The sequence below is a fragment of the Exiguobacterium sp. s183 genome, from assembly GCF_018617655.1.
GTDB lineage: Bacteria > Bacillota > Bacilli > Exiguobacteriales > Exiguobacteriaceae > Exiguobacterium > Exiguobacterium aestuarii_A.
In genome coordinates this window covers 294,568-308,181 of record NZ_JACSKN010000001.1, presented here as the reverse complement: position 1 = coordinate 308,181, position 13,614 = coordinate 294,568, and the positions used below count along the sequence as shown (strand labels likewise).

General features: G+C 47.4%; 18 protein-coding genes. 4 read left to right on the top strand and 14 right to left on the bottom strand.

Annotation, left to right across the window (positions count from 1 at the left end; all coding sequences use genetic code 11):
- The first annotated feature begins 59 nt into the window (after nucleotides 1-59).
- The gene (locus KNP62_RS01580; RefSeq protein WP_251125552.1) at nucleotides 60-851 is read left to right on the top strand and encodes an SDR family NAD(P)-dependent oxidoreductase; all 792 of its coding nucleotides are present in this window, start codon (nucleotides 60-62) and stop codon (nucleotides 849-851) included.
- Between the two features lie 31 nt (nucleotides 852-882).
- Here KNP62_RS01580 and KNP62_RS01575 read toward each other — a convergent pair whose 3' ends face one another.
- Genes KNP62_RS01575 through rnz form a run of 7 tightly spaced genes read right to left on the bottom strand, consistent with a single transcriptional unit; the run spans nucleotide 883 to nucleotide 5,544 of the window.
- A complete protein-coding gene (locus tag KNP62_RS01575) occupies nucleotides 883-1,215 on the bottom strand; it encodes a hypothetical protein (RefSeq protein ID WP_214782466.1) in 333 nt (110 codons plus the stop codon).
- Between the two features lie 41 nt (nucleotides 1,216-1,256).
- Nucleotides 1,257-1,802: a hypothetical protein gene (locus tag KNP62_RS01570; protein WP_214782464.1), complete on the bottom strand. Its 546-nt coding sequence runs from the start codon at nucleotides 1,800-1,802 to the stop codon at nucleotides 1,257-1,259.
- Complete coding sequence (locus tag KNP62_RS01565; protein WP_214782462.1) at nucleotides 1,775-2,731, bottom strand: ATP-binding cassette domain-containing protein; 957 nt, start codon at nucleotides 2,729-2,731, stop codon at nucleotides 1,775-1,777. The genes KNP62_RS01570 and KNP62_RS01565 overlap by 28 nt, the downstream gene beginning before the upstream one ends.
- Nucleotides 2,709-3,395 (bottom strand): hypothetical protein, encoded by a 687-nt coding sequence (locus KNP62_RS01560; RefSeq protein ID WP_251125551.1) that lies wholly within the window; start codon nucleotides 3,393-3,395, stop codon nucleotides 2,709-2,711. The genes KNP62_RS01565 and KNP62_RS01560 overlap by 23 nt, the downstream gene beginning before the upstream one ends.
- A complete protein-coding gene (locus KNP62_RS01555) occupies nucleotides 3,346-3,753 on the bottom strand; it encodes a DUF4430 domain-containing protein (RefSeq protein WP_074033270.1) in 408 nt (135 codons plus the stop codon). Before KNP62_RS01555 ends, KNP62_RS01560 begins: the two co-directional genes overlap by 50 nt.
- Nucleotides 3,750-4,637: a hypothetical protein gene (locus KNP62_RS01550; protein ID WP_214782461.1), complete on the bottom strand. Its 888-nt coding sequence runs from the start codon at nucleotides 4,635-4,637 to the stop codon at nucleotides 3,750-3,752. Before KNP62_RS01550 ends, KNP62_RS01555 begins: the two co-directional genes overlap by 4 nt.
- 1 nt (nucleotide 4,638) lies before the next feature.
- Nucleotides 4,639-5,544 carry a ribonuclease Z gene (gene rnz, locus KNP62_RS01545; protein WP_214782459.1) on the bottom strand — a complete coding sequence of 302 codons (906 nt, stop codon included), beginning with the start codon at nucleotides 5,542-5,544 and terminating at the stop codon, nucleotides 4,639-4,641.
- Nucleotides 5,545-5,618: 74 nt separating this feature from the next.
- Between rnz and KNP62_RS01540 the strand changes: the two genes are divergently transcribed.
- A complete protein-coding gene (locus KNP62_RS01540) occupies nucleotides 5,619-5,792 on the top strand; it encodes a hypothetical protein (RefSeq protein ID WP_214748115.1) in 174 nt (57 codons plus the stop codon).
- Between the two features lie 46 nt (nucleotides 5,793-5,838).
- Here KNP62_RS01540 and KNP62_RS01535 read toward each other — a convergent pair whose 3' ends face one another.
- On the bottom strand, nucleotides 5,839-6,966 hold the full coding sequence (locus tag KNP62_RS01535; RefSeq protein ID WP_214784020.1) for a M20/M25/M40 family metallo-hydrolase: 1,128 nt from the start codon (nucleotides 6,964-6,966) through the stop codon (nucleotides 5,839-5,841).
- Between the two features lie 173 nt (nucleotides 6,967-7,139).
- Nucleotides 7,140-8,138 (bottom strand): aromatic acid exporter family protein, encoded by a 999-nt coding sequence (locus KNP62_RS01530; RefSeq protein ID WP_214782456.1) that lies wholly within the window; start codon nucleotides 8,136-8,138, stop codon nucleotides 7,140-7,142.
- A gap of 77 nt (nucleotides 8,139-8,215) precedes the next feature.
- Between KNP62_RS01530 and KNP62_RS01525 the strand changes: the two genes are divergently transcribed.
- Entirely contained in the window at nucleotides 8,216-9,286 is a 1,071-nt protein-coding gene (locus KNP62_RS01525; RefSeq protein WP_251125550.1) for an N-acetylglucosaminidase, read from the top strand.
- A gap of 47 nt (nucleotides 9,287-9,333) precedes the next feature.
- Here KNP62_RS01525 and KNP62_RS01520 read toward each other — a convergent pair whose 3' ends face one another.
- Entirely contained in the window at nucleotides 9,334-9,948 is a 615-nt protein-coding gene (locus KNP62_RS01520; protein WP_214782454.1) for a hypothetical protein, read from the bottom strand.
- Between the two features lie 186 nt (nucleotides 9,949-10,134).
- Between KNP62_RS01520 and fadH the strand changes: the two genes are divergently transcribed.
- Entirely contained in the window at nucleotides 10,135-10,905 is a 771-nt protein-coding gene (gene fadH, locus KNP62_RS01515) for a 2,4-dienoyl-CoA reductase (protein WP_353047510.1), read from the top strand.
- Nucleotides 10,906-10,943: 38 nt separating this feature from the next.
- Here fadH and KNP62_RS01510 read toward each other — a convergent pair whose 3' ends face one another.
- Genes KNP62_RS01510 through KNP62_RS01495 form a run of 4 tightly spaced genes read right to left on the bottom strand, consistent with a single transcriptional unit; the run spans nucleotide 10,944 to nucleotide 13,605 of the window.
- On the bottom strand, nucleotides 10,944-11,513 hold the full coding sequence (locus tag KNP62_RS01510) for an HD domain-containing protein (RefSeq protein ID WP_251125590.1): 570 nt from the start codon (nucleotides 11,511-11,513) through the stop codon (nucleotides 10,944-10,946).
- Between the two features lie 8 nt (nucleotides 11,514-11,521).
- The gene (locus KNP62_RS01505) at nucleotides 11,522-12,196 is read right to left on the bottom strand and encodes a metal-dependent hydrolase (protein ID WP_214748101.1); all 675 of its coding nucleotides are present in this window, start codon (nucleotides 12,194-12,196) and stop codon (nucleotides 11,522-11,524) included.
- Between the two features lie 30 nt (nucleotides 12,197-12,226).
- Nucleotides 12,227-12,949, bottom strand: coding sequence for an amino acid ABC transporter ATP-binding protein (locus KNP62_RS01500; protein WP_214748098.1), 723 nt, complete (start codon nucleotides 12,947-12,949; stop codon nucleotides 12,227-12,229).
- Nucleotides 12,946-13,605 carry an amino acid ABC transporter permease gene (locus KNP62_RS01495; RefSeq protein ID WP_012726548.1) on the bottom strand — a complete coding sequence of 220 codons (660 nt, stop codon included), beginning with the start codon at nucleotides 13,603-13,605 and terminating at the stop codon, nucleotides 12,946-12,948. Before KNP62_RS01495 ends, KNP62_RS01500 begins: the two co-directional genes overlap by 4 nt.
- Nucleotides 13,606-13,614 lie beyond the last annotated feature (9 nt).

The following is a 13,614-nucleotide window of genomic DNA, read 5'->3' as shown; positions in this document are numbered from 1 at the left end:
AACAACTCGTGAAGAATTCAGTAACAATGTATGACTTTTCATTAAAGGAGTGGATCACGTTGTCAAAGACAGCTTTAATCACTGGGGCCTCGATGGGCATCGGTTTAGACTTGGCCGTACTCGCCGCACGAGACGGGTACGACTGTATTCTCGTATCCCGAAACGAACCTCGCTTACACGAACTGAAAAAAGTCCTTGAAACGAGATATCGAATCAATGTACATGTCTTCGCGCTCGATTTGGCGAAACATGACGCTGCCAAACAATTGACCTCGATGATTGAAGAAGCCGGACTAACCGTCGACTTTTTAATTAACAATGCTGGATTTGGAACGTCTGGTGCGTTCGCTGACCTGGATGCCGAGACGGAGGCGGACGAAGTACGATTGAACGTCAACACATTGACGGAACTGACAAAGGCCTATCTACCGGGTATGCTCCAACGAAATCACGGCTATGTGCTAAACGTCGCTTCTGTCGCTGCGTTCCAACCCGGTCCGTATATGGCCGTCTACTATGCGACGAAGGCTTATGTCCTCTCACTTACCGAGGCGCTGCATGCCGAAGTGAAGGGGAGCGGTGTTCACGTCAGTGTCCTCTGCCCTGGCCCAACAGATACGAATTTCTTTGATCGCGCTGGTAGTGAATTGTCCTTCTCAAAAATGCCATCTCACCTCGTCGCCTTCTTCGGTTATAAAGGTGTCATGAATAATAAGCGCGTGATTGTGCCTGGCCTCTCGAATCAACTCCTAGTCGGGGTGGCTAAGTTGATGCCACGTGCTCTCAGTCTCGAAGTATTGCGTCGTGTCCAAAAACCAGCAGACGTGTCAGCCGCTGAATCAACGACATGAAAAAAGGAGCGACCGTCGCCGGTCGCTCCTATTAAGATTCTGAATGTAATCGCGAGACACTTACGAGCCGATATAAAAAGACACCTGCTGGAATCATCGTCATGAGTGCTGTCGATATGACGCCCCCCCACGCAAGCAAAGCATCTAGTGACCATTCACCAGAGGTCAATTGATCCATCACGCTCAACTGTTCTACTGATAGAACAATCATCAGCGCTGGCCATACACTTGCCGCTAGAATGCTTAGCATGGCGAAACGGGCCCTCGTATAACGTTTCACTAAAAGAACAAGGTTTAACAAGATAAACAACAACCCTACGAGTAGAAACATGCCGACTTCAGTAATGTTAATATATGCACTCATCCGTCGTTCACCTCACTCAATATGATAGGAATATTGTATATTTACCCGAGTTGACGAAGGAATATGCGCTCATATAACGGACGAATCATGACCAAGAAGACGACATTCGAAATACCGTGGGCCAGATCAAATGGAAAACTGAGTAACAACAACTTCACGACATCCGTACCGACCACTTCAATGAACGCCAAGTTTGTCGTCCACCCATATAAAAAACCTGATAGTAAACCAAAAAGTAAGAAAAGGGTTTTCGACCTCAGTAGGATCGGACGAAATAGATGGACGAGCACAACGACAAGAAGCCACCCTAAAAATTGAAAAAATACAAACGGACCAATCCCAAGCAATAGTCCTGACAAAATCGGGACAAAGAGTGTGAGGATGGCGGCTCCATTCAAACTGACCAGTAAGGCCGTCAACATGATTATGGCCGTCGTCGGTTGAACATTCGGTATCGTCATGAAGAGCCAGCGTCCAATGACCGCAAGTGCTAATAATTGAACGAGTGGTTGAATCGGGATTCTAGATTTTTCGAATCGGTACAACACGACGATTGCGATCAGGATGGCGAAGACGTATGTGACCATAAGGTGCTCCGATCTTGAAAAAGGTTCCGATCGCCTTGAAAGACGACTTGACCGCTCGCTAGATAAATCACATCCGTCGCAATCTGTATGAGGCCCATGTCATGTGTTGCACAGATGACGCGGGCCGACTTTGCTTTTTGTTGAAGCGCATCAAAGAACGCGTCCCGCTCTCCCCTCGTCAAATCCACGGTCGGTTCATCGAGTAAAAGGACACTCGACGGATTGTGTAGGACGGATTGAAGTTGGGCGACCCGTCGCTTCCCTTCTTGTGGGAACGGACCCACTTCTGGATTGGCAGGAAGATAGACTGCTCGTTCTCCCTTTTTCACTCGCCCCTGAAGTGGACGTCTACTTCTAGCTAATAGTTCGAGTAACGTTGACTTCCCACTCCCGTTCGTCCCGACACAAACTGTGAGTCCAGGCTCAGTCATCTGAACTGTCACATGATCAATCGCATAGGTCGCTTGCAGAGGATGCCGATAAGATACGTCGGTCGCATCGATGGAAGGTGTCGTTTCCGATTCGTTGAACGTGAACGTTATTTCTCCTGAAGGTTCTTTCGCTCGCTCGGTATAACCGATTTGTACCCCGATTCCAGAAATACGGCGGAGCAACATCTCTAAATGCTCTCTACGAAATTGATCGAGATGCCGAAATGGTTCAATCAGGACGATGGAGTCCGGTCGATTTAACAGGGCGTAGGCGACTCGAACAATCTGTTGTTCTCCACTCGAACATGCATCAAACCGCTTCGGATAAAGCGCGTCGATTTGTAATAGTGTAGCGAGTTCCGCCCCTCGAAAAGGATCGACACTCGAAAGTAAGTGCCCAACCTTTCCTGAGAACGATTGCGTCATCTCGATCACATACGGGCGGTAACGTTCGACGTATTGCTCGAACGAACCGTCAACGGTAGATAACCATTGCATCACGCATCCCTCCTTTCGTGAGATAAGGATAAATCAGCCAAAGTCCGACAAACAGATGAAGTGAGGAAAAACAAATGATTACGATGAGGACGATTTGCAACAAATCCTCTAAACGAAAGCGCCGTATCGGGTCAACCGCAAACTTCGGCTCAGTTTGCTGACTTTCAATCCCGATTTGCACACCCTCTCGCCAAGATGCCCTCGGATGACTCCTGACTGCCTGACGTACCGCATGCTCCATTGACGGAATGAGTGCCCATGCGCCGTATAAGAGTGAAGACGACCGTGGCCATTTCGATAAGAGCGGGAGCAATCGTTCGAGACGAATGATGCGTGCAATCCATAACATCCCGAGTAAAAAGGCAGCCAATTTCAAAAGCTGACGCCATATGTATGAATAAGAAATTTCCCATCCAATCAGGATGGGCATGATTGAAATCAACCCAAACGCAATCAGTATGGATAGCATTGACCAAGGGAAACGACGTTCAATGATAAGTAGCAAGAGGAGTCCGACCACAAAAAGAGTGACGTCTTCGACATTCATTAATATGTAAAGGTGACAGAAGAGATAGAAAAGGAGCGTGACAGGATGTCTCCGCTCCCAATCTGCCTCATTCGAAGAAAGCCACTGCATCTTCTTCGAACCGCCATTGAATGACATCCGTCGATTCCACTTCTTTGGCGCCCGCACCTTCATCCCCGGGTGCACCGTTGAAAGCAAATACCCATCCTGACGATTGTCCTTCAGATTTTTCTTCGATTCCTTCGATTGCCGTCACATAGGACATATCACCACTCCCTGTCACCTCAAGGTCGAGTCCTGTTGCTTTTAATGCATCGAGAACAGTCGCATCCTCTTCTAAGCAGACACTTTTCTCTTGATAGAGCGTTTCCTCAGTCGCTGCGTTATAGACTGAAATAGTCGGACTCACTCCGCACGATTCTTGCTGCGCCTCTTCCCCGCCACATCCGGCAAGTAGTGCGGTCGCTAGTAGAGCAATCGTTACATATGATTTCATTGGTCTGTCAAATCCTCTCGTTGGTGTATCGAATAATTGTAAAGAATCGCATAGCGTTCACCTGTACTACGACCCTCTTGCGTCAGTCCGACGAGCTGGATACTGTTAGCAAGGACGGGTTCACGTTGTAGCCAGAACTTAACGAGTTCATTGTCACGGTTGATCATGAGCATCGACTCATTTTCGAACGTATACATATCATACAGCCCATCGTAAGAGAGTTGTAAGATTGGGGCGGCTATGACATCTGTATATTCTTCCCATGAAGGTTCCCTTAAAGTAGACAACATATGGTCAAATTCGACGAGCTTTTCAAAGAATGCCTGACCAGATTCTTTTCGTAATTCATCGATCTGTTCATAAGATAATTGTCCGTCTGCGTACGTCACGCGAATTTGTTGGAACGATTCGGCTCGTTCGACCATCAGCAAATATTCAATCGTTTGGACGTCCCCATCCCGATGAATTTGAAGCTTACCTCGGTCAAGTTTGATGGAGTCACTGTTGACTCGTTGCAAAATTTTCTCTGTCATCTCGTCGAAAGATTCATCCGTGACGGAGACGACGCCAATTTGTTGCGATTCCGCACGAAATCCAGATTGGTCAAACAAGGGTACGAATAATAAGACGATAAAAAAGAAAAATCCTAAAAGCGCTCCATACCATTTATAGCGGCTGTTCTGTTTCGGGAAGAATAAAAAAGACAATAAAAACCCGATTGGGATATGAAATCCACCGATCGGAAACGAAACAATGCCAAGCAGTGAATAAAATAAGAACTTCGGAAAGAAATTGGCTTCCGGTTCTTTCAATTGGTTTAAGCGAACACCTAACAGGACGCTGATCACTAAAAACGCGGCCCAAACATAGAGTTGAATGGTCACATCAATCCCCCACTGTATATTCTAGAAAGTCGGTCGCAACTAAACTCGATGGAAAATCCGAAACGACCTCTTGTTCAAATTCTTCCTCTCGTCCGACATAGCGAGCGGAAATATGTGTGACAATCAATTGGCCGACCGCAGACGCTTTCGCAAGTGTAGTCGCCTCACGCGTCGTCGAGTGACCATATTTTCGTGCGAGCGGTTGTTCACTTTCCATGAATGTCGCCTCATGAACGAGGAGGTCGGCTCCTTCTGCTAACAATCGCGCGTTCTCACACGGTGTTGTATCCCCAAGAATCGCAACGACTTTGCCCGGAGTCGGTTCAGTGACGTATTCTTTAGAATCGTACCATTTTCCTTCATATTCGAACCGTTCTTGTTCTTTGATTGTTTTATAGATGGGGCCACTTGGGATTCCAAGCTCTCTCACCCGATCTACGCGCAACGTTCCCTGTTTTTCCGGACCTGTGACACGAAACCCATAAGAAGGGAACCGATGCTCTAATTTTCGCACAGTGATCGTATGACCGTCTTGCTCAAATGTGTCTCCGTCCGTGAATTCAATGACGTTCAACTCATAACCGAGATGAGAACCTGTGACGCGAAGTGTCGCTTCGAGCCATTTCTTTAATCCTTTCGGACCATAAACCGTGAGAGGATCCATTCCGTCTAACGCAGAACGGGTCGATAAAAATCCAGGTAAGCCAAATACATGGTCACCGTGCAAATGTGTCACCCATACCGCCGTCACTTTACGTGGTTTGACTTTCGTGTAGAGCATCTGATGTTGAGTCCCTTCTCCACAGTCGACCAACCAGGTGACTTTCGGTAAAACGAGCGCAAGACCTGACACGTTACGCTGTTTTGATGGCATACCTGATCCAGTTCCTAAAAACTGTAACTTCATAAATAAATTAGTCCTTTCTTCAAGTCCGTTCCATGCTATACTTGTGGTAATCGCTGAAAAGGATGTGATTTGTGATGACCAAGGCAGAACAACCCGAATCCATTTACGAGACGATTCGAGACCGTGCGGCTTTGATAAATCGCTTGCACCAACAGGAACAAGGCACCTCTATCCGCATTCACGACATAGCGATCGAACTTCATTGCACAGACGAGTTGATTTTGGAGTCTCTGGAGTTCGCAGCATAACGAGTACGAACACATACGAAGAGCCGACGAATGGTCGGCTCTTTTTTTATTGCTTAGGTGATGCAACTTCTTCGACGATTGTGACGACATACTCGACGAGTTTATATAGCTCTTCAAGTGGCATCCGCTCGTTTGTCGTATGAATTTCTTCATAACCGACCGCTAAGTTGACTGTCGGAATCCCGCCACCGGCGATGACGTTCGCATCTGAACCGCCGCCTGAGTGCAAGATTCGTGTCGGACGTCCGATTGTCGCCGCCGCACGTTTTGCGACCTCGACAACTTCATCGCCTTCTTCAAACTTGAATCCCGGGTACATGATGTCGATGTCGACTTCAGCACGACCACCGAATGACTCCGCCACTTCGATATAGGCTTGCTTCATCGTTTCCGCCTGTTTCTCCATCTTCTCATGAATGAGCGAACGAGCCTCCGCGAGTACTTCGACATAGTCACAAACGATGTTTGTAGCACGTCCCCCTTCGAAGCGTCCGATGTTCGCCGTCGTTTCTTCATCGATTCGACCGAGCGGCATCTTCGCGATGGCTTTTGCTGCGATTTGAATCGCTGAAATCCCTTTTTCAGGAGCGACACCCGCATGAGCCGTCTTTCCATAAATCTTCGCGTTCACTTTCGCTTGTGTCGGTGCCGCGACGATGATGTCGCCGACTGGACCGTCCGAGTCAAGTGCAAAACCGAACTTCGCGTCGATTTTTGATAAATCCAAGACTTTCGCCCCGACGAGTCCTGATTCTTCTCCGACCGTAATCACGAATTGAATCTGACCGTGTGGAATCTGTTTTTCGTTCAACACGCGAACAAGCTCGATCATCGCCGTGAGACCTGTCTTATCATCCGCTCCGAGAATCGTTGTACCATCCGTGACGACATAACCATCTTTGATGCTCGTCTTGATTCCCTTACCAGGTGTCACCGTATCCATATGAGCTGTGAAGTAAATCGGATCAACATTCTCTTTCGTTGCAGGCAACGTGATGATTAAGTTGTTACCAGAATGTGCTGTCTTCGTTGATGCATCGTCTTCATACACATCACATCCAAGCTCTGTGAATACCGCTTTCAAGTGTTCACAAATGACAGCTTCTTCCTTCGTTTCTGAATCGATGCCGACCAATCCTAAAAATGTGTCGAGCACACGTGTCTCGTTTACCATAAACAACATCCCTCCATCCAAACATTTCTTGACCATTATAACAAACTCCCTTAGATTGCACGAATCTTTTCCATTCTGTACAATGATGGCAAACACGTACATGGAGGCAAGTTATGAAGAAAAAGCAAAAAAGACGACAACGCATCATTCAAATTGGCGTCATCGTCATCGTCTCAATCTTTTTGATCAGCACGTTTCTCTCGAGCATGACCATGTTCTTTTAAGAGCAAAATATAGCGTTCTTTCAAGATCAAGTAACTCTTCACATCCGATAAAATATTCAACAAGGATGAACGTACCTCAAATTCTTCACGTGTTGTGGGGAGAGGTACGTTTTTTCGATAATGTTCAATCATTTCTTCAAGTTCTTGAAGAAAGACGGAAGCGTCCGCCTGCTCGTTCACATGATCCCCGACGCGACGCAAAAATGTTGCAACAGGTTTTGCTTCATTGACGACCATGGTGATTTCTCTTGCGTTATCAGCGACCCGCTTCAAAATATCGTATTGTCGCTCCCGCATTCTGAAGTATAGATAGTCCATGTCTTCATTCCGCTTCCCGATGGAGTTACCCATACGTCGAAGGGCCAAATCTTTCCCTTCTTTCAAATAGTCCCGTGTTTTGATGAGCATCATCGAATGATTGTTATACACACCGGTCTCGACACATGCGGCTACATCGTAAAAAAGTACGGCAAGCGATCGATCGATACTATCTTTGATTCGCTCGATTTCACGGTCTAGCGTCGGCATATACATGTTGACGACGAGTCCGACCCCGACACCAATCGCGATGAGCAATAACTCGTTGATGAACAATTCAAGCGAGAACTGCGCCTCGGTATAAAGATGCGTCAAGATCACGACACTCGTAATGAGTCCATCTTGCAGTTTCAGTTGTTGTACGAGCGGAATGAAGATGACAAAATAAAGTGTGAGCGTCACCGGTGAATAACCGAGTAACGTAAACATCGCGGCGCCCATCCCGATGGCGAGAAGACTCGCCATGACGCGCTCATACGAAGCACGAATAGATTTCTTGCGTGTCTCTTGAATACTCAAAATGGCGATAATGGCAGCAAATACAAAATAATCAAGATGAATCGTCTCGGAAATGAGCATTGCGATACCCGCTGCGACCGCGGTTTTTAACGTCCGCGTTCCAATTTTCATACTGATTTCCCCCTTCTCCATCAAATTGTTGACTAAATCAACTCGTTTGGCAATTCAAAAGTTTGGAAGTGATCTGATTGAAACGAAAGAAAAAACGTACGATTTGGCCGATGATTGCGACACTCGCTCTCGCCATCGCCGCATTTTTATGGATACAGACCGGTCGTGAAGACACATATACTGTCGAAACCGTCACGAACGGGGACCGTGTCACACGGTCGTTCGAATCTCTTGCTGAGGCAAAACGCTATATGGCAGCGGGAAACAACCGCACCTTATTCTCTCCTTCTGGAGAAGTTCTCGACTTCACAGGCACCGGTGTGGTCGTGACTCCAAGCGATGCCATCACGAACCTTTACGAAGATCAATCGTTTAAAAAACGTCAGTCTTATGTCGCTGGTGGTACAAGACTTCAACTCCTTGAACGAGGAGAAGACCATTTGAAAGTACGCATATCAGGCGCAGACGTCTACGTAAAACCGGATCAGATGGCATTGTTCCCAGAAGCCGTCGTGGAAAGACGTGGTTACTACGAGATTCGAGATGGTGATGTGTATCATTCCGTTGAGGCGAATGCGAATCTCGCCGGCACGTTTCTTGTCGGACCGACAGAAAAACGCTCAAATGATCGTTTTTATACGGAACGTGTCCGAGACGTCTTCGACTCTCCCTATCAATTCGCTTCGATCCGATCATCGTCACCGTATTCCGCCAAAGCGTTCGATCAATATTTACAATCTATCGACTCTCCACTCGCTGGAGAGGGCGACGCCTTCAAACGTGCGGAAGAAACGTATGGCATCAATGCCTTATTCCTACTCGCTGTAGCCGGTCATGAGTCGAGGTTTGGGACGTCCGACATCGCACGGGAAAAGCGTAACTTGTTCGGATTTCGTGCAACAGATGACGACCCGAGCGGCAATGCCACAACCTTTGAGACGGTTGAAGCGAGCGTTGACGCGGCTGCCGAACTGTTCGCCACAAAATATGTAAAAGGTCCATACGCACGCGGAGATTACCCTGGTAACAAACAAGAAGGAATTAACATCTTCTACGCCTCAGACCCGTATTGGGGTGAGAAGGTCGCCGGTACGATGTATGCAATCGATCGCGAACTTGGCTTGGAACAATTGAAACAAATGAAATGAACAATAGCCCGACTCAAATGAGTCGGGCTGATTGATGTATCATTGATTCATAGAGTATCCTTCACTTCTTTTTCGTAAAGCTCGATGAGTAGATTATTGTCGAGCACTTGCTCACTTGACTCTTCGTATCGTTCCGTGATGAGTGGGATCAGTCTTTCCCATACGACCCATTTCATATATTGATCTCGATCATAATTATGATTCAGCTCATATACACTCATTTCTTTTGCCTCGGCATACCGTCTTTGTGACTCGACTACCTCCGCATCAGGTCCTCGTTCAATCCAACCATCGACTTCTTCATCTGTTACGACGACCCCATACTCGTCTTTCGCATGAGTCAACCAAGCACGTTCAAAATCAGCTTGCTCTGTAGCGCGCGTTATGAGTTTGTTCACATCAATGCTTTCATCAAACAGTTTCATCTCCACATACATTCGTTCTGCCAACTTCCGTTCGAAATCGTTTTTGATTTGCGGGGCCACATTGCGTTGGAAATCAGTTAAAATACCTTTTAGTTCGCCCACAGTCATTTCAGGAACGGCCTTTGTTTCGACTTGAGAATTCGTCACCTTTTCAATCGGTTCGGGCAAATCATCATCTCTCATATTCGTAAAAACGAGCGCTATCACAACTAGAATACTGAAAATAGATATCCCCATCAGTCGCCTCATGGCTTAGCAGCTCCCTCCAATTGATTGACATCATCTTACGCACTTCAATCGTATCATATTCTATATACGCATCTTGTCGAAGAAATGATTCAACACCAAATGACATCTGATTGAAGGAATTTCAAATCAGAAGACGAATACATAGAATGAACGACCATTCATTTTCAAGGGGGAATCAATATGAAAACGATTTGGATTACCGGGGGATCGTCTGGTATGGGGAAAGCCATGGCATTAAAATTTAAGCAAGAAGGATGGAATGTCGCCATCAGTGGTCGAAACGAGGAACGACTACTAGAAGCGATGGACGAACTGAACGCTATTGAAGCAGGTCAAGCGATGAGTGTGCGGCATGATGTTCGTGATTATGAAGGATGCGCTCAAGCACTCGCTGACATCGTATCCGCTTACGGACCGGTTCACGCACTCGTCAACAACGCGGCAGGTAATTTCGTCTGTCCGACACTTGATTTGTCTCCGAACGGTTGGGCGAGCGTCATTGACATCGTCTTGAACGGCACATTCAACTGCACTCATGTTCTCGGGAAACATTGGGAAGCAGAAGAATTACGAGGCGGGTCAATCATTAACATGGTCGCCTCGTATGCATGGCAAGCAGGTCCTGGTGTCGCACCGAGTGCGGCAGCGAAAGCAGGCGTCCTCAATTTGACGAGAACGCTCGCAGTCGAATGGGGCTATCAGTTCGGGGCCCGTGTCAATGCGATCAGCCCAGGACCGATTGAACGGACAGGCGGCGCGGAAAAACTCGTGTCTCATGTGAAAGAAGTAGAGCGGATTCGCCGCAACGTCCCGCTCGGACGCTTTGGGACACCGGAAGAAATCGCCGACTTGGCCTTTTGGATGGCCTCTGACGAGATGCGTTATTTAAACGGGGATTGTATTTCTCTTGACGGCGGCCACTGGCTCAATAAACATCCATTTTAATCAAAAGGACGACCGAGACATGCATCCCGGTCGTCCTTTTAAACGTCTACTCCATCCCACTCTTCGTGAAATTGCACCAAAAAGCGCTCCATGAACACATGACGTGACATCGCCAATTGTTTCGCTTTTACGGTGTGCATCCTAGACGCCAGTTTCAACAATTTATCTTGAAAATGTTGAATGGCACTCTGATCTGACAAATCGAGCGGTGTTCCGCGAGAACCAGCGTATTGGAACGTTCGCGCAATCCCAATGGCTCCGATGGCATCAAGACGATCGGCGTCCTGCAAAATTTCACTTTCGCGAGTCGTTGGTTGCCTTCCTTTTGAGAAAGACACTTCATCAATTAAAGTCAGCACCAAGTTTGCTTGCTCTTCAGTGATTTCTAGAGAAGTCAAATGTTGATTGATGAGTCCTTTCGGTCGACCGAACTTATGGTCTTCCACGTCATGTAAATATGCAGCAAGGATGAGCACTGTCTCGTCGACAGGCTCATCCTTCATCAAGCGCTCCACCAGTCGGACGACGCGCTCAATATGAGCGGTGTCATGCCCTGTATGGTCTTCTGCATGAATTTGTTCGACGAACGTTTTCGTCGCTTGTATCATATCCACGCTTAAATCTCGATCGTCGTGTTCGGTTCAATCAAAAGACCACGGCGATGTAACTGGTCGCAGAATGCTTGAGCGTCCTGCTTGATTGGCGGGAACGTATCAAAGTGGATTGGGACGACCCGTTTGGCTTGGAGCCACTGCGCCGCGTCTAATGCATCTGCAGGTCCCATCGTAAAATTGTCTCCGATTGGAAGGAAGGCGACATCGATTTCGAAACGTTCTCCGTACATTTTCATATCCGAGAACAGGCTCGTATCCCCAGCGTGATAGAGCGTCAGCTCATTCGTCTCAATGATGAATCCAGCTGGCATTCCCATATAGATCGGTGTGTCACCCATATCGAAACTCGAGCTATGAAAGGCTTGCGTCATCGTGACGCGTCCGAACGGGAAGGCGTGTCCGCCACCGATGTTCATTCCGTGTACAGAAAAACCTTTTTTCTCATAATAGGTCGCGAGCTCATGCGTCGCCACAATCGTCGCACCCGTCTCTTTCGCGATCAATTCGACATCTTCGATATGATCAAAGTGAGCATGGGTGAGCAACAAATAGTCTGGGCGTAGTGTAGAAGGGTCTACTTCCGTATGAGGGTTACTCGTCAAAAATGGATCAATCAACACGTTTACGCCATCGATCTCAAATCCTACTGTCGCGTGTCCATAATAAGTGATTTTCATGTGCATTCATCCTTCCTTCTTAAGTTCAGATTACAACACTTTTTCTAAGAAACGTTTCGCACGGTCTGTCTGCGGGTTCAACAACAAGTCGGCAGGTTTTCCTTCTTCCATCAAAATTCCTTCGTCAAGGAAGAGGACACGGTCTGCCACTTCACGAGCAAAGCCCATTTCGTGTGTGACGACAACCATCGTCATCCCTGTCTCAGCTAACCCTTTCATGACATCGAGTACTTCGTTGACCATCTCAGGGTCAAGTGCCGAAGTCGGCTCATCGAATAACATGACATTTGGTTCCATCGCCAAAGCACGTGCGATCGCGACACGTTGTTTTTGTCCACCCGATAATTGGCTCGGGTAGGCGTCGATTTTCTCAGAGAGACCGACACGTTCGAGCAATTTTTTCGCACGTTCGAGTGCTTCAGTCTTACTAACTTTCAAGACGTTGACCGGTGCGTACGTCAAATTGTCCAATACGCTCATATGCGGGAAGAGGTTGAACTGTTGGAACACCATCCCGATATTTTGGCGAGCCTTCGCGACGTTCGCCCCTTTTTTCGTAAGTTCGAATCCATCCACACTGACCGTCCCGCTCGTCGGGATTTCTAGCATGTTCAAGCAACGCAGAAATGTCGATTTACCAGACCCAGACGGTCCGATGACGGCGACCACTTCACCACGCTCAATCGTCGTCGTGATTCCCTTCAATACTTCTAAGTCACCAAATTGTTTGTGTAGGTCTTTAACTTCGATCATCTTCCATCACTCTTTCTTAACCGTTTTTCTAGACGTTGTCCAAGATACGTCAAGATCATCACTATCGTAAAGTATATCACACCGGCGAATAGAAGCGGTTCGAAGTAGATCGCCTTCTGCCCACCGACAATCTGTGCGCGGCGCATGATGTCGAGTACGCCGACCGTCGAGACGAGGGCCGACTCTTTTGTCAACGTGATCATCTCGTTGACGAGGGCGGGCAAGATGTTCTTGAACGCCTGCGGCAAGATGATTGAACGTAATTGTTTGACGTATGGGACACCTAAGGCATCAGATGCTTCCCATTGGCCTTTATCGACCGCTTGAATACCAGCACGAATAATCTCTGAAATATACGCCCCTGAGTTTAATGAGAAGGCGATGACTGCCGATTGATACGGTGTCGTGATATAGCCAGTCAATTGCGGCAACCCGAAGTGAATGATGGCAAGTTGCAAGATGAGTGGCGTCCCACGGAATACAGCCGTGTATGCATGTCCAATAAAGTTGATGAGACGATTCGGTACGATTTTCAGTGTTGCAACGACAATACCAAGTGAGATCCCGATCAATGCCGAGACGATGACCACCTGGAACATGACTGGGATCCCCTCAAGTATGTAAGGGATCGAATCATAAATCCGGCTAAAATCCATTGTAAGTTC

Excerpts from the sequence above, each read along its gene's own strand:
- KNP62_RS01570 (WP_214782464.1), bottom strand. The coding sequence starts at position 1,802 with ATGGTCACATACGTCTTCGCCATCCTGATCGCAATCGTCGTGTTGTAC.
- KNP62_RS01530 (WP_214782456.1), bottom strand. The coding sequence starts at position 8,138 with ATGAAAATTGGAACGCGGACGTTAAAAACCGCGGTCGCAGCGGGTATC.
- KNP62_RS01560 (WP_251125551.1), bottom strand. The coding sequence starts at position 3,395 with ATGTCATTCAATGGCGGTTCGAAGAAGATGCAGTGGCTTTCTTCGAAT.
- KNP62_RS01555 (WP_074033270.1), bottom strand. The coding sequence starts at position 3,753 with ATGAAATCATATGTAACGATTGCTCTACTAGCGACCGCACTACTTGCC.
- KNP62_RS01540 (WP_214748115.1), top strand. The coding sequence starts at position 5,619 with ATGACCAAGGCAGAACAACCCGAATCCATTTACGAGACGATTCGAGAC.
- KNP62_RS01520 (WP_214782454.1), bottom strand. The coding sequence starts at position 9,948 with ATGGGGATATCTATTTTCAGTATTCTAGTTGTGATAGCGCTCGTTTTT.
- KNP62_RS01510 (WP_251125590.1), bottom strand. The coding sequence starts at position 11,513 with ATGATACAAGCGACGAAAACGTTCGTCGAACAAATTCATGCAGAAGAC.
- KNP62_RS01505 (WP_214748101.1), bottom strand. The coding sequence starts at position 12,196 with ATGAAAATCACTTATTATGGACACGCGACAGTAGGATTTGAGATCGAT.
- KNP62_RS01500 (WP_214748098.1), bottom strand. The coding sequence starts at position 12,949 with ATGATCGAAGTTAAAGACCTACACAAACAATTTGGTGACTTAGAAGTA.
- KNP62_RS01535 (WP_214784020.1), bottom strand. The coding sequence starts at position 6,966 with ATGGTAAACGAGACACGTGTGCTCGACACATTTTTAGGATTGGTCGGC.
- KNP62_RS01575 (WP_214782466.1), bottom strand. The coding sequence starts at position 1,215 with ATGAGTGCATATATTAACATTACTGAAGTCGGCATGTTTCTACTCGTA.
- KNP62_RS01565 (WP_214782462.1), bottom strand. The coding sequence starts at position 2,731 with ATGCAATGGTTATCTACCGTTGACGGTTCGTTCGAGCAATACGTCGAA.
- KNP62_RS01495 (WP_012726548.1), bottom strand. The coding sequence starts at position 13,605 with ATGGATTTTAGCCGGATTTATGATTCGATCCCTTACATACTTGAGGGG.
- rnz (WP_214782459.1), bottom strand. The coding sequence starts at position 5,544 with ATGAAGTTACAGTTTTTAGGAACTGGATCAGGTATGCCATCAAAACAG.